13 protein-coding genes are annotated in these 14,959 nt (G+C 66.7%); 9 read left to right on the forward strand and 4 right to left on the reverse strand.

What is annotated here, in order from left to right; genetic code table 11:
* Positions 1-3 precede the first annotated feature (3 nt).
* The 4 genes from gyrB to dnaA all read right to left on the reverse strand — a co-directional run bounded on the left by gyrB (position 4) and on the right by dnaA (position 6,374).
* Positions 4-2,436: a DNA topoisomerase (ATP-hydrolyzing) subunit B gene (gyrB, locus tag G020_RS0103255; protein WP_024328642.1), complete on the reverse strand. Its 2,433-nt coding sequence runs from the start codon at positions 2,434-2,436 to the stop codon at positions 4-6.
* A 112-nt stretch (positions 2,437-2,548) separates the two neighbouring features.
* Positions 2,549-3,625: a DNA replication/repair protein RecF gene (locus G020_RS0103260; protein WP_024328643.1), complete on the reverse strand. Its 1,077-nt coding sequence runs from the start codon at positions 3,623-3,625 to the stop codon at positions 2,549-2,551.
* A gap of 14 nt (positions 3,626-3,639) precedes the next feature.
* Entirely contained in the window at positions 3,640-4,743 is a 1,104-nt protein-coding gene (dnaN, locus tag G020_RS0103265; protein ID WP_024328644.1) for a DNA polymerase III subunit beta, read from the reverse strand.
* Between the two features lie 260 nt (positions 4,744-5,003).
* Positions 5,004-6,374, reverse strand: coding sequence for a chromosomal replication initiator protein DnaA (gene dnaA, locus G020_RS0103270; protein ID WP_024328645.1), 1,371 nt, complete (start codon positions 6,372-6,374; stop codon positions 5,004-5,006).
* 150 nt (positions 6,375-6,524) lie between these two features.
* Here dnaA and rpmH point away from each other — a divergent pair, with 150 nt between their 5' ends.
* The 9 genes from rpmH (at position 6,525) to G020_RS0103315 (ending at position 14,949) form a co-directional block, all read left to right on the forward strand.
* Complete coding sequence (rpmH, locus tag G020_RS0103275) at positions 6,525-6,659, forward strand: 50S ribosomal protein L34 (protein WP_018868890.1); 135 nt, start codon at positions 6,525-6,527, stop codon at positions 6,657-6,659.
* Positions 6,660-6,677: 18 nt separating this feature from the next.
* Positions 6,678-7,034: a ribonuclease P protein component gene (gene rnpA / locus G020_RS0103280; protein WP_018947253.1), complete on the forward strand. Its 357-nt coding sequence runs from the start codon at positions 6,678-6,680 to the stop codon at positions 7,032-7,034.
* Positions 7,031-7,288, forward strand: a complete 258-nt coding sequence (yidD, locus tag G020_RS0103285; RefSeq protein WP_018868892.1) for a membrane protein insertion efficiency factor YidD — start codon at positions 7,031-7,033, stop codon at positions 7,286-7,288. The genes rnpA and yidD overlap by 4 nt, the downstream gene beginning before the upstream one ends.
* 8 nt (positions 7,289-7,296) lie before the next feature.
* On the forward strand, positions 7,297-9,000 hold the full coding sequence (gene yidC / locus G020_RS0103290) for a membrane protein insertase YidC (protein ID WP_018947252.1): 1,704 nt from the start codon (positions 7,297-7,299) through the stop codon (positions 8,998-9,000).
* A gap of 6 nt (positions 9,001-9,006) precedes the next feature.
* On the forward strand, positions 9,007-10,323 hold the full coding sequence (gene mnmE / locus G020_RS0103295; protein WP_024328646.1) for a tRNA uridine-5-carboxymethylaminomethyl(34) synthesis GTPase MnmE: 1,317 nt from the start codon (positions 9,007-9,009) through the stop codon (positions 10,321-10,323).
* Between the two features lie 79 nt (positions 10,324-10,402).
* Positions 10,403-11,563, forward strand: coding sequence for a diguanylate cyclase (locus tag G020_RS0103300; RefSeq protein ID WP_024328647.1), 1,161 nt, complete (start codon positions 10,403-10,405; stop codon positions 11,561-11,563).
* A 110-nt stretch (positions 11,564-11,673) separates the two neighbouring features.
* A complete protein-coding gene (gene mnmG / locus G020_RS0103305; protein ID WP_024328648.1) occupies positions 11,674-13,548 on the forward strand; it encodes a tRNA uridine-5-carboxymethylaminomethyl(34) synthesis enzyme MnmG in 1,875 nt (624 codons plus the stop codon).
* Complete coding sequence (gene rsmG, locus G020_RS0103310; RefSeq protein WP_024328649.1) at positions 13,538-14,197, forward strand: 16S rRNA (guanine(527)-N(7))-methyltransferase RsmG; 660 nt, start codon at positions 13,538-13,540, stop codon at positions 14,195-14,197. The genes mnmG and rsmG overlap by 11 nt, the downstream gene beginning before the upstream one ends.
* Positions 14,194-14,949 carry a ParA family protein gene (locus G020_RS0103315; protein ID WP_018947247.1) on the forward strand — a complete coding sequence of 252 codons (756 nt, stop codon included), beginning with the start codon at positions 14,194-14,196 and terminating at the stop codon, positions 14,947-14,949. The genes rsmG and G020_RS0103315 overlap by 4 nt, the downstream gene beginning before the upstream one ends.
* Positions 14,950-14,959: the final 10 nt, after the last annotated feature.

Genomic DNA, 14,959 nt, shown 5'->3' on the forward strand with positions numbered 1-14,959 from the left:
GGCTCAGATGTCGACGTTTTCGGCGCTCAGCGCACGGGTCTCGATGAAGTCGCGACGCGGTTCGACCTGGTCGCCCATCAGGGTGGTGAAGATCTCGTCCGCGCGAATCGCGTCCTCCACGCGGACCTGCAGGAGGCGACGGGATTCGGGATCCATGGTCGTCTCCCACAGCTGCTCGGCGTTCATTTCCCCGAGGCCCTTGTACCGCTGGACGGACAGCCCACGCCGGCCTTCGGCCAGCAGCCACTCCATGGCTTCGGAAAAACGGACGATTTCATGACGCCGCTCGCCGCGCTGAATGTAGGCGCCTTCGTCCAGCAGGCTCTGCAGGCGTTCGGACAGATCGAGGATCGCCTGGAAATCGCGCGAGGCCAGGGTGTCGTCGGTGAGGTGCTGCGACATCCGGGCGCCGTGCTCGAGACGATGGAGTGCGAGCCGGTCATGACCGTCGGCGTCGCGATCGGCCTCCAGGTCGTAGCGCGTGGCACCCGCCTTGTCACTCGACAGTCCGTCGAGAATCGCCTGGAACCATTGCTGAACCGCGGGTTCGGTCACCGAGCGCGGACGCGGCATGGGTGGCGCTTCCAGCATGCCCCACAGGACGCGGGGGTCATACAGACGTCCCAGACGCCCGACCGCCGCGGCGGCCGCCTGGTAGGCGCGGATCAGGTCCTCGAATGCTTCTCCGGTGATCGCGGGGGCCTCGGCGGCGGGGTGCAGCGCTGCCCCGTCCAGGGCCAGGGAGTGGATGATCTGCTGCATCTCCTGTTCGTCGCGGATGTACTGCTCGCGCTTGCCGCGCTTGATCTTGTAGAGCGGCGGCTGGGCGATGTAGACGTGGCCGCGCTCGATCAGCTCCGGCATCTGCCGGAAGAAGAAGGTCAGCAGAAGGGTGCGGATGTGCGAGCCGTCGACATCCGCGTCGGTCATGATGATGATGCGGTGATAGCGCAGCTTGTCGGGGTCGTATTCGTCCTTGCCGATTCCGCAGCCCAGGGCGGTGATCAGCGTACCGACCTCGGCAGAGCCAAGCATACGGTCAAAACGCGCGCGTTCCACGTTGAGGATCTTGCCCTTGAGCGGAAGGATCGCCTGGAAATGGCGGTCGCGGCCCTGCTTGGCCGAACCGCCGGCCGAGTCCCCCTCCACCAGGTAGAGTTCCGAGCGGGACGGGTCCTTTTCCTGGCAGTCGGCCAGCTTGCCGGGCAGGCCGGCAACGTCCAGTGCGCCCTTGCGACGGGTGACTTCGCGTGCCTTGCGCGCGGCCTCGCGGGCGCGGGCGGCGTCCAGCACCTTGTCGGTGATCGCCCTGGCCTCGGGCGGATTTTCCAGCAGGAAGGCGCCCAGCGCATCGGAGAGCACCGAATCGACGATCGGCTTCACCTCGGAGGAGACCAGCTTGTCCTTGGTCTGGGACGAGAATTTGGGGTCGGGAACCTTCACCGACAGGACCGCCGTCAGACCCTCCCGCATGTCATCGCCGGCCGTGGCGACCTTCGCCTTTTTGGTCAGGCCCTCGCGCTCGAGATACTGGTTGATCGTGCGGGTGAGCGCGGCGCGAAAACCGGCCATGTGGCTGCCGCCATCGCGCTGCGGAATGTTGTTGGTGTAGCAGAAGATGTTCTCCTGATACGAATCATTCCACTGCAGGGCGATCTCCACTGCGTAGTCGTCCCGCATCTGGTCGGCGTAGATGACCGTGGGATGCAGGGCGGTCTTTTTCTGGTTCAGGTGCTCGACAAAGGCACGGATACCGCCTTCGAACACGAAGGTCTCTTCGCGGTTGTCGCGCAGGTCTCGGAGCGTGATGCGCACCCCCGAGTTGAGGAACGAAAGCTCGCGCAGGCGTTTGGCGAGGATCTCGTAATGGAACTCGACGTCGGAGAAGATTTCGCTGCTGGGCCGGAACCAGATGCGAGTACCGTGCCGTTCGGTCGCCCCCGCCACGGTCAGATCGGTCTCCGGTACGCCGAGGTGGTAGATCTGTTCGTGCCGCTGGCCATCGCGATGGATCTCCAGGCGAAGCTCTTCCGACAGGGCGTTGACGACCGACACGCCTACCCCGTGGAGGCCACCCGAGACCTTGTAGGAATTGTTGTCGAACTTCCCGCCGGCGTGCAGGACGGTGAGGATGACTTCGGCCGCGGATTTCCCCTCTTCCTCATGGACATCCGTAGGAATCCCTCGGCCGTTATCGGCAACGCTGATGGCGTTGTCCTCGTGGATCACGACCTCGATGCTGTCACAGTGTCCGGCCAGGGCCTCATCGATGGAGTTGTCCACCACCTCGAAGACCATGTGGTGCAGACCGGTGCCGTCATCGGTATCGCCGATGTACATCCCCGGACGCTTGCGCACCGCGTCCAGGCCCTTGAGGACACGGATCTGGCTGGAATCATAGGCGGCGGGATCGGCGGGGATTTCGTGGTCGGCCATGGATGCGCTTCCGGCAGGTGACAATCCCGTCATTGTACCGCAAAGCCGGCCGAGTCTGGCGGTCGGCGGGTCGGGGGGGGGTGAAAGGAGGAGGGATGTTCCACGTGGAACATCAGTCGGGCGGAGTCACCTGCCCGTGTTCCACGTGAAACATCCGGGGCTCCCGAACCCGGTCCCCGACCACGCCGTGATCCACTGCGGTCAGCAGGACCTGCCAGCCCAGCGTATCCAAGCCGCCGAGCAGCCCGGCCGTCACCCCTCGATCCAGTTCCGACAGAACGTCGTCAAGCAACAGCAGCGGCGAGCGACCCGTACGCGCCTCCAGCATCAGACCCTGCCCCACCACCAGCGCCGTTACCAGCCGTTTCTGTTCCCCTCGCGATCCCTCCGTCGCGTCCCTCCCCGCCAGTTTCAGCACCAGATCGGCACGCTGCGGCCCGACCTGCGCAAACCCGCGTTCCGCATCCGTGCTACGACTGCGATCAACCGCCTCCGCCAGCGAGCGACGCTGCTCCCATCCCGGCCGAAGCCGAAGATCCAGGCCTTCAAGGTCCTCCTTGAAACCCAGCTTCCCCGCGGCCTCCAGCGTCCGAGCCCGCCATTCTCCGACATACTCTTCGCGCGCCCGGGTCACCCGTTCGCCCGCCCCCACCAGTGGCCCCTCGAATTCACGGGCCGCGCTCCCCTGTCCCTGCCGCAACGCCGCGTTTCGCTGCTCGTGGGCCCGCCGCCAGCGCTGCCATGCCTCGCGGTAGCCGGAAATTCCGTGAAAACAGCCCCAGTCCAGCAGCCGTCGCCGTTCCTCCGGCCCTTCCCGTACCAGGTCGAAACTGCCCGCGTGCAGCACCCGCGAGGGCAACCATTCCGCCACGCGCGCATGCCCCCGAAGCCACTCACCGTCCAGACGCGAGCGCCGGCTCCCCTGCCATTCCACACCGAGCCGGTGGCGCGTCCCGCTCACCGGGTCCAGCACCGTTCCTCCCACGCCGAGGTAATGTTCCCCCTCACGTACCACCCGGCGGAGTTGCTGCGTACGAAACGACCGGCCGACCGACAACAAATGACAGGCCTCCAGTACCGATGTCTTGCCAGCACCGTTGGCCCCGGCGAACACGTTGAATCCGCCGCTCAGCTTCAGCCGGGTCGCCTCCAGGTTACGCACGCCCTGGATACGCAGTTCTTCCAGCACCCCGGAGTCCGCAACTACAGACGCATCGGCATGACCACGTAGCGCGCGCCGCCAGGCGGTTCCGCCTGGATAAGGATCGAGGAGTTACCGTCCCGAAGCCCGATCCGCACTGAATCCGTTTCGATCACGTTCAGTACGTCCTGCAGGTACCCGAGGTTAAAGCCGATCTCCATTTCCGGCCCGTCATAGGATGCTTCCACCGCCTCCTGCGCTTCCTCGCGATCGGCGTTATGGGTCATCACCTGGCAGCCCGCCGGTCCCAGGACCATCCGCACCCCCCGGTACTTGTCACTCGCGACGATGGACACACGTGCCAGCGCCCTTTTGAGGACTTCCCGTTCCACCACCAGGGTCGCCGGAAGATCCGCGGGGATCACCCGTTCGTAATCCGGAAACCGCCCTTCAATGACCTTGGACCGCAGAACCGCCGACCCCAGCTCGAACACCATCTGATCCTCGGCGAACCCGATACGCACCGCCTGGTCATCGTCGGTGAGGTTGCGCTTCAGTTCGGCCACCGCCTTGCGTGGCACGATCCGTTCGATGCGGTTATCCACCGCCTGATCGAGCTCGATCTCGGCCAGAGCGAGACGGTGGCCATCGGTAGCAACAGCGCGCAGCGTATGCCCCGTCGCCACGAGCAAAAGCCCCTGGAGGTAGTAACGCACATCCTGCTGCGCCATGGAGAACATGGTCGCCTCCAGCAACCGTCGCAACCGGTTCTGCGGCACATCCACGGCGGCCACGATTCCGCCGGCCTCCCAGTCGGGGAAATCCGCACCCGGCAGGGTAGCGAGCGAAAACCGTGAACCGCCAAAACCGACACTCATGCGTTCCGCATCCAGGCTCGCCCGGATCTCGCTCTCGCCGGGTGCGGCCTTTACCACATCCAGCAGCTTGCGCACGGACACGGTGGTGTCGCATTCCGCCGGAATGTTCCCGGCTGCATGTGCACTCCAGGCCAGTTCCAGGTCCGTGGTCTCCAGCCGTATGCCCCCGGTATCGTCCGGCCGCACGCGGACGTTCCCGAGGATCGGCATGGTCAGCCTTTTCTCGGCCGCCCCCACGATCCGCTGCAGGGCCTCGGTCATCGCTTCCCGGTTGAATGAGAGTTCCATGGCTTGTCCTGTTGTAAGAGCTTTCTAAATGAATACTTGTAGTAATAACTGACGCGTCAGCGTGTGGAAAAAAGACTGTTTTTCCTTTCCAAACAGCAATTTAGTACTATAAATCTGTCCCGTCAGCCCTTGGGGATAGCTGTGCGTGGCCTGTGGACAGATTCCGCCTCCTCACTCACCCACGGTTTTTGCACCGCCACAGGGACAGCTTGTCCACCGTTTTATCCACAGCCCCGGGCGGGCGTTCTCCCATCCGCCGTTCAACTGCTCAGCGTGCGGAGCAGGTTGGAATAGTCCTCGTCGAGGCTCGCGTCCGACTCGCGCAGTTCCGCGATCTTGCGGCATGCATGCATGACCGTCGTGTGATCGCGCCCGCCAAAGGCCTGACCGATCTCCGGCAGGCTGTGCTGGGTCAGCTCCTTGGCCAGAGCCATCGCTACCTGACGTGGCCGCGCGATCGAGCGGCTGCGGCGCGTGGACAGCAGATCCGCGACCTTGATGCGGTAATAATCGGCCACCGTCTTCTGGATGTTCTCCAGCGTAATCAGCTTGTTCTGCACCGCCAGCAGGTCGCGCAGCGCCTCCTTGGCGAAGTCCACCGTGATCGGCTTGCCGGTGAAGTGGGCGTTTGCCAGGACCCGGCGCAGCGAACCCTCCAGTTCGCGGATGTTCGAGCGGATTCGCTTGCCCATGAAGAAGGCCACCTCGCTGGGGAGTTCGATCCCTGCCTGTTCCGCCTTGCGCTGCAGGATGGCGACACGGGTCTCCAGTTCCGGCGGTTCGATCGCGATGGTCAGTCCCCAGCCGAACCGGGACTTCAGGCGTTCCTCCAGCCCCTCGACTTCCTTGGGGTAACGGTCGGAGGTCAGGATGATCTGCTGCTGGCCTTCCAGGAGCGCGTTGAAGGTGTGGAAGAATTCCTCCTGCGAGCGTTCCTTTCCGGCAAAGAACTGGATGTCATCGATCAGCAGCGCATCCGCAGTCCGGTAGTGCTGTTTGAAGTCGTCGATCGCGTTGTGCTGCAGCGCCTTGATCATGTCCGCCACGAAGCGCTCGGAATGGAGATAGATGATCCGGCCTTCCGGCTGACGCGCCAGGATGCTGTTGCCGATCGCATGCATCAGATGGGTCTTGCCCAGGCCGACACCGCCGTAAATGAACAGCGGGTTGTAGCCCACCCCGGGGTTTTCCGCCACTTGCAGACTGGCGGCCTTGGCCAGCTGGTTGGACTTCCCCTCGACGAAGGTCTCGAAAGTGAACGCCGGATTCAGGTTGCTGACCGGTCCGGATGCCCGAGGCGGAGTGCCGGCCCCTTCGGCCGGCCGTGCCCCGGTGGCGCCTGCCCCGTCGCCTGCCGCTGCCGGCGCTGGTTCCTCGCCGCCGATCCCGAGCCGGACGGCCGGTGTCTCACCCCCGGAACCGGCGGGGGCGATCTCCACCACCGCCTCTTCGATCGTCCCGAGCAGATGGTCGCGCACGTGCTCGAACACGAACTGGTTCGGGGCCAGTAGGCGCAGGGTGTCGCCACTTTCATCCGCATGCAGGGGGCGCAGCCAGGTATTGAGCTGCTGTTCGGAGACCTTGTCCTGCAGGCGGTCCAGGCAGGCCCTCCAAAGGCTGTCGGAAGCCACGCGATATTCTCCGATGAGGGATACGAAACAGTCGTGCAGTCTACGCCCGCCGCGCCCGGTCACGCCAGCCGCATCCCCCGGGGACGATTGACTTGTGGCGCTACACGGGGTAGGTTCACCGGCCTTTCATCCAGTCATTCCGGAATCATCATGAAGCGCACCTTCCAGCCCAGCCGTCTCGTCCGCGCGCGAACCCACGGATTCCGTGCCCGCATGGCCACCCGTGGCGGTCGCAAGGTCATCAATGCCCGTCGGGCCAAGGGCCGCAAGCGCCTGACGCCGTAACGCCCGGCCTCGGCCCGAGTGCCCGCGCAGTCCTCGCCGGCCGGCTTTCCGCGCGCCGCGCGCCTGCTGACCGGCGGTGACTACCGCTACGTCTTCCAGGACGCACGGCGGGTGCGCGGGCGCCACCTGACCCTGCTTTACCGCCCGCGGAGCGAGGACGGCCCTGCGCGGCTGGGCCTGGCGATCGGCAAGCGCCATGTCCGACGCGCGGTACGACGCAACCGTATCAAGCGAATCGCCCGCGAGGCCTTTCGCCAGCGCCGTACCGAACTGCCGCCGGTGGATATCATCATCCTCGCGCGCGGCGGGGCGGGTGACGTGGAAGCCGAAGCCCTGCGGCGCGAGATCGACCATTTGCTGGACCGCATCCGATGAGCCGTCTGCTGCGCAAGATCGCCCTGTTGCCCGTGCGGGCCTATCAGTACGGCATCTCGCCGTTCATGGCGCCGCATTGCCGCCATTTCCCGACGTGTTCCGCCTACACGGTGGAAGCCGTGGAGACCCACGGCGTGCTGCGCGGATTCTGGCTGGGCCTGCGCCGCATCCTGCGCTGTCACCCCTGGTCACCGGGTGGCTATGATCCGGTCCCGCCGCGGGATCCCGACTCCCAATCTCCTTCCCGGAAGTAATCGCGCCCATGGATAACATCCGTCCCCTGCTGTGGCTGACCCTGGCCTTCATCCTGTTCCTGATGTGGATGGCCTGGAACGATGACTACGGCACCCGACCGGCCACCGAGACCGCGGCCGAACGCGAGCTGGAAGAAGATCCGGATGCGCGGCCGGAGGATGTTCCGGATACCCCGGAGGCGGCGGCCGAGCCCGAGGCCGACCCGGCCACGGATGCCCCGGAACCCATCGCGGCCCCGGAGCGGCGTCAGATCCAGGTGGTAACCGACAAGCATGACCTGCTGATCGATACCCGCGGTGGCACGATCCTGCGGGCCGACCTGCTGCAGTTCCCGCAGGATCTGCGCGACGACCCCCTGGTGCCGGTGCGCCTGCTGGATCACCGCATTCGCGGTTATGTCGCGCAGAGCGGCCTGACCCACGACCGCGTTGAGGGTGTCGACCCCGAAGGACGCGCGCCGTCGCATCACGCCGACTTCGAGGTCGACCAGGATCGTTTCGAGCTGGGCGAAGGCCAGGATCAGCTGCGCGTGCCGATGCGCTGGACCTCGGAAGACGGTGAGATCGAGGTCGTGAAGACCTACGTCTTCAACCGCGGCACCCACCTGATCGAGGTGGAATACGAGGTCCACAACCACAGTGCCGATCCCTGGATCGGGCGTCAGTATCGCCAGCTGCGTCATGGCGAGACCCCCGACCGTGAATCCTGGTGGCTGTACACCTTTACCGGAGCGGCCTGGTACGACGGCAGCTACGAGCGCGAGCGTTTCGAGTCGCTGGCGGACGATCCGGTCGAGGATCGCATCGAGGGTGGCTGGGTCTCGATGATCGAGCACTATTTCGTGTCGGCCTGGATCCCGGGCGCCGAGGAACTCAACGCCCTGTATGCCCGTGGGGTCCCCGGGGAAGTGGGCGAGGAGTACCTGATCGGCCTGCATTCGGCCGAGCCGTTGCGCGTGGCCTCGGGCGACAGCGGCCAGTTCCATACCCGCCTGTGGGTCGGCCCCAAGACCCAGGCGGAGCTGGCCGAAATCGCGGACGGCCTGCAATTGACGGTCGATTACGGGGTGTTCACCTTCCTCTCCAGCCCGCTGTTCTGGCTGCTGGACAAGATCCACGCGGTCGTCGGTAACTGGGGCTGGTCCATCGTCATCCTGACGATCCTGATCAAGCTGGCCTTCTTCAAGCTGTCGGCGACCAGTTACCGCTCCATGGCGCGCATGCGCAAGGTCGCGCCCAAGCTGCAGGAGCTGAAGGAGCGCTACAAGGACGACAAGCAGCGCATGAACCAGGCGCTGATGGACCTGTACAAGAAGGAGAAGATCAATCCGCTGGGTGGCTGTCTCCCGATCCTGGTGCAGATACCGGTGTTCATCGCCCTGTACTGGGTGCTGCTGGAGAGTGTCGAACTGCGTCAGGCCCCCTGGTGGCTGTGGATCCAGGATCTGTCGTCACGCGATCCGTTCTTCATCCTGCCGATCCTGATGGGCGTGTCCATGTTCGTGCAGTACAAGCTGAACCCGCCGCCGATGGATCCGGTGCAGCAGAAGATCTTCATGGCGCTGCCGTTCGTGTTCACCGTGTTCTTCGCCTTCTTCCCGGCGGGCCTGGTGCTGTACTGGTTCACCAACAACCTGTTCTCCATCGCGCAGCAGTGGTACATCACGCGCAAGATCGAGACCGGCGCGGACCCCGACAAGCAGAAGGAGTGACCCTTCGTGGACGGTGACACCATCGTCGCGGTCGCGACCCCTCCGGGGTCCGGCGGCATCGGGGTGGTGCGCCTTTCCGGTCCCGATGCCGCGGCACTGGCGCGGCGGATCGCCGGGCTTGATCCACGGCCGCGGCACGCCCATTACGTGCGCCTGCAGGATCCTGCCGATGATGCGCTGATCGACGACGGTCTGGTGCTGTTCTTCCCGGGCCCGCGTTCCTACACCGGAGAGGACGTGGTCGAATTCCAGGGCCACGGGAGCCCCGTACTCCTGGAGCGGCTGGTCGCGGCCTGCGTGGCCCTGGGCGCGCGCCGTGCGCGCCCGGGCGAATACACCGAACGCGCGTTCCTCAATGGCCGCATGGACCTGGCCCAGGCGGAGGCCGTCGCCGATCTCATCCACGCCCAGACCGAGCGCGCGGCGCGGCGCGCACGTTCCAGTCTGGACGGCGCCCTGGCGGCCGAGCTGCAGCCGGTCTCCCGCCGCATCCGCGACCTGCGGGTCCACATGGAGGCGGAACTGGACTTTGGCGAGACCGATCTCGAGTCGAATGTGGCCGGGACGCTGGCTCCGGCGGCGGCCGAACTCGCCGCGCAGATCCGCGCGCTGATCGAACGCCTGCGGCCCGGCCGCTACCTGGACCGCGGTCTGCGACTGGCGCTGCTCGGGCCACCCAACGCCGGCAAGTCCAGCCTGATGAACCGCCTTGCAGAGGATGAGGTTGCCATCGTCACCGACCGGCCCGGGACCACGCGCGACGTGCTGCGGGCACCGGTCGCGATCCATGGCATTCCCGTCGAGGTGGTGGATACGGCCGGCCTGCACGGGAGCGAGGATCCGGTGGAGCGGATCGGCATGGAACGGGCCCGCGAGGCCGGACGGACGGCCGACCTGGTGCTCGAGCTGCGTGACCTCACCGATCCCGACGCCGGGATACCACAGGACCTGCCGGCCGATCTGCCGCGCCTGGTGGTCTGGAACAAGAGCGATCTATCGAGTGCCCGTGAGCATGCCGTCCCGGCCGACGCGCCCGCGATCTCCGCGCGCACCGGCGAGGGACTGGATCCGCTGCGCGACGCGATTGCCGCGCGCCTGGGCCTGGCGCCCGAGACGGACGGCGGCTTCAGCGTGCGTGCGCGCCACCTCGACGGGCTGGTGGCGGCCGCGAGTGCCCTGGAACGCATCGACCCGGCACTGCCCGGCGATCTCGCCGCGGAAGAACTGCGCAGCGCCGAACAGGCTCTGGATGCCCTGCTCGGGCGCCAGGACCACGAGGCCCTGCTGGGCGAGATCTTCGCCGGATTCTGTATCGGCAAATAATCCGAGTGCCGTTCTGCGGCTTTTGCATTCGCCGCGATCCCGCCGCAGGCTTGCTGAATCCCGAGCGAAGGAATGCGGCATGGCGACCGAACCGGAAGTCCCGACCGAGGAATCCTCCCCTGCCTCCCTGCGTGAACGCCTGATCCGGATGAATCTTCCGGATCTGATCCATGGCGGCGGTCACGCGCCCGACTTCCGGGAAACCCGGGCGGATTACATCCGCCGACGGATCCGGCCGCTGGCGCTGTTGCTGGCCATCGGTCTGCCCCTGTGGCTGCCGCTCGAATTTTTCCTGCTGGATACCCCGGACGCCCTGCTCACGATGATCCTGCGGCTCACCGGTGCCGGCGCCGGACTGGTGCTGTGGTGGAGTTGCCGCCAGGATACCGGCTACCGCGGTACGCTGTGGCGCCTCGCCCTGCTGCTGGCGATACCGATGACGCTCTATGCCATGGCGCGGTTCATCATCAATTCCGACCTCGAGTCGGCGCTCGCCTCGGGTTACGCCTTCTTTCCGGCGCTCACGGTCGCGGCCCTGGCCATCTTCCCGCTGACCCTGCGCGAAGGCGCGTTCGGTTCGGTTGTCATCCTCGCCGCCTACATGGCCATCGAGGCGGCCATGGGCAATCTGGGTCGCTGGGACACCCTGGGCAATCTCTGGCTGCTGGTGCTGGTGGCCGGGGTAGCCGTATGGGCCGCTCTGAGTCAGCTGCACATGCTGCTGCGGCTCTACCGGCAGGCCACTCGCGATCCGCTGACCGGCCTTTTCAACCGCGGGGCCCTCGCGCGCCGGGTACGGAGTCAGCTGGAAGTTGGCGGCGGGGCGGATGCCGGCCTGTGCGTGCTGCTGTTCGATCTCGACTGGTTCAAGCGGATCAACGACACCCATGGCCATCGTGCCGGCGATCGGGTGCTGGAACATTTCGCTGCCCTGCTGCAGGACGAGTTGTGCGACGGCGGCACCCCCGGCCGCTGGGGCGGTGAAGAATTCCTCGCGGTCCTGCCGCACGGCGACCTCGAGCGCGCGCGAGCGCTGGCGGAACGGATTCGCGCGCGCCTGGGGGCGGAACCCGTCGATCTGTTTCCGGCGGATTCGCTGACCGTAACCGCCTCGGTGGGCGTGGCGTGTCGCCAGGGTGACGAATCGCTGGACGCGCTGGTGCAGCGCGCCGATGACGCACTGTACGCCGCCAAGACCGCCGGCCGCGACTGCGTGCGCAGCGCCCCCGTGCCGACCTGATCAACGCGAAAGCCCTTTACGGTACGGTCACTTCGGGACCGGCAGCGCTCCTGCTACACTGATCGCTTGCAACGCAGTGGCCCGACCCCCGGGCCGGGAAGTTCTCGAGCATGGCGGAATCCTTTGATGTCATCGTAGTGGGCGGCGGGCATGCCGGTACCGAGGCAGCCCTGGCGGCAGCGCGCACCGGTGCGCAAACCCTGCTGCTGACCCACAATCTCGAGACCGTCGGGCAGATGAGCTGCAACCCGGCGATCGGCGGCATTGGCAAGGGGCATCTGGTCAGGGAGATCGATGCACTGGGCGGGGTCATGGCGCGGGCCGCGGATGCCGCGGGTATCCATTTCCGCGTCCTGAACCGGCGCAAGGGGCCGGCGGTGCGCGCCACCCGTGCGCAGTCGGATCGCCAGCTCTATCGCCTGGCCGTACGCCGCGCCGTCGACCAGTGTCCCAACCTGCGGGTCTTTCAGCAGGGCGTGGCCGATGTCGTGCTCGACGGTGACCGCGCTGCGGCGGTCGTGACCGACGGCGGGATCCGCTTCGAGGCCCGCTCGGTGGTGCTGACCGTGGGCACCTTCCTCAACGGCCGGATGCATACCGGCGAGCAGAACCAGGCCGGCGGCCGCGCCGGCGACCCGCCGAGCGAACGCCTGGCGGCGCGCCTGCGCGAGATGGCGTTCGATGTCGGCCGGCTGAAGACCGGTACCCCGCCACGCATCGACGGCCGCAGCGTCGACTTTTCCGTGCTGGAACGTCAGCCTGGCGACGATCCGCGACCGGTCTTCTCGTTCGTCGGTTCGCGCGACGAGCATCCGCCGCAGCGTGCCTGTCATATCGCCCGGACCACCGAGCATACCCACGCGATCATCCGCGACAACCTCGAGCGCTCGCCGATGTATTCCGGGGCCATCGACAGCACCGGTCCGCGCTACTGTCCGTCGATCGAGGACAAGGTGGTGCGCTTCGCGGACAAGGACAGTCACCAGATCTTTGTGGAACCCGAAGGCCTGGATACCCACGAGCTGTATCCCAACGGCATCTCCACCAGCCTCCCCTGGGAGGTACAGGTCGACGTGGTCCGCAGCATCCCCGGTTTCGCGCACGCACACATCACCCGTCCGGGGTATGCGATCGAATACGATTTCTTCGACCCGCGCGGCCTGACCCCGGCGCTGGCGACCCGCGAAGTCGACAACCTGTTCCTCGCCGGCCAGATCAACGGTACGACCGGCTACGAGGAAGCGGCCGCCCAGGGGCTGGTGGCCGGCCTCAACGCCGCCCGCCACGTCGCCGGGCACGACCCGTGGGTCCCGCAGCGTTCCGAGGCCTATATCGGGGTGCTGATCGACGATCTGGTCACCCGCGGTACCCGCGAGCCCTACCGGATGTTCACCTCGCGCGCCGAACACCGCCTGCTGCTGCGCGAGGACAACGCCGATCTGCGCCTCACGCCGGCGGGTCGCGAAATGGGTCTGGTCGACGACGAACGCTGGACCGTGTTCAGTCGCCGGGCCGAACAGGTCGAAGCCGAACGCGTGCGCCTGGGTGCGACCCGACTGTCGCGCGAACAGCGGCGCAACGAGGCCCTGGTCGCCTACCTCGGCCAGACACCCGATCCCGAGGCGACCCTGGAAGACCTCCTGCGTCGCCCGAACGTGGATTATCCCGGTCTGATGGCCTGCCTGCCCGAACTGGCCGCGACCCTGCCCGCCGACGTCTGCGAGCAGGTCGAGATCCAGACCAAGTATGCCGGCTACATCGAACGTCAGCAGGCCGAGGTCCGGCGTCAGGAGCGCGCGGAAAACACGCCGCTGCCGGAAAACCTGGACTACGACCGCGTCCATGGGCTGTCCGCCGAACTGCGGCAGAAGCTCGCCGAGTTCCGTCCCCACACCCTGGCCCAGGCGGGGCGCATTCCCGGCGTGACCCCGGCCGCGCTGTCCGCTCTGGCCGTGCATCTGAAGCAGCGGGCCAGTGGCGAATGAGGACACCTGGCGTGCGGAGCTTGCGCGCCACGCCCCCGCCGCGGGTCTGACGGCGCCCGCCGTCGACGCGCTGGTGACCTGGCTGAGCCAGCTCGAGCGCTGGAACCGGGTGCACAACCTGAGCGCGGTGCGCGACCCGCAGCAGATGGTGTCGCGGCATGTCTTCGACAGTCTCAGCCTGCGCCCGTGGCTGCACGGGCAGCGCATCCTGGACGTGGGAACCGGCGCCGGACTGCCGGGACTGATCCTGGCCCTGGCCGACGCGTACGCCCCCGACGGCCATGCGGCCGCGAATCGGCGGTACTGCCTGCTGGACAGTGCCGCCAAGCGCGTTCGCTTCCTGCGTCACGTGATCGGCCTGCTGCGGACGGAAAACGTCGAGGCCCGTCATCTGCGGATCGAGCAGTTCGCGCCGCAGACCCCGTTCGATACCCTGGTCTCGCGCGCCTTCAAGGCCCCCGCCGAGACCCTGCAGCGCGCCGGCCATCTGGTCGCCCCGCAGGGGCGGGTACTGGCGATGCTGGGCCCGGCGGACCGCGCCCGCGAGGCGTTGCCGCCACCGTGGTCGTATCATGCGGTCGAGCCGGTTACCATTCCCGGCGAGCACGCCCCCCGTCACATCGCCATCATCGAGAGAACCGCGCCGTGACCGAAACCCTCGCGATCACCAACCAGAAGGGCGGCGTCGGCAAGACGACCACCTGCGTCAACCTGGCCGCATCGCTCGCCCGTCTGGGGCGTTCGGTGCTGGTGGTCGACATGGACCCGCAGGGCAATGCGACCACGGGATCCGGCGAAGACAAGCATGCCGACGTACGCACCACCTGCGACGTCCTGCTGGGTGATGCGCCCCTGGATGATGTCGTGCAGCGCGTCGAGGCCGGCTTCGATCTGCTGCCGGCCAACGGTGACCTGACCGTGGCCGAGGTGCGCCTGATGGAAGAAGAGGGCCGCGAATATCGCCTGCAACAGGCCCTGGCGGATGCCCGTGGCCGCTGGGACTACGTGCTGGTCGACTGCCCGCCGTCACTCAACCTGCTGACGGTCAACGGTCTGGTCGCTGCCGACGGCGTGGTTATCCCCATGCAGTGCGAGTACTACGCCCTCGAGGGTCTCACCGCGCTGATGCGCACCATCGAGAGCATCCAGCGCGGGCCCAATTCCCGCCTGCGCATCGCCGGGCTGCTGCGCACCATGTTCGACGCCCGCAACCGTCTCGCCGGCGACGTATCGGAGCAGCTGACCGGGTACTTTGGCGACCGGGTCTACAATACCGTGATCCCGCGCAACATCCGCCTGGCCGAAGCCCCCAGCTTCGGTCAGCCTGCTCTGTTGTATGATGCTTCATCGCGCGGCGCGGTCGCCTATCTCGCCCTGGCAGGCGAACTGCTGCGCCGCTGATTGCTCCTTT

This window comes from Thioalkalivibrio sp. ALR17-21 (genome assembly GCF_000420185.1).
Taxonomy (GTDB): domain Bacteria; phylum Pseudomonadota; class Gammaproteobacteria; order Ectothiorhodospirales; family Ectothiorhodospiraceae; genus Thioalkalivibrio; species Thioalkalivibrio halophilus.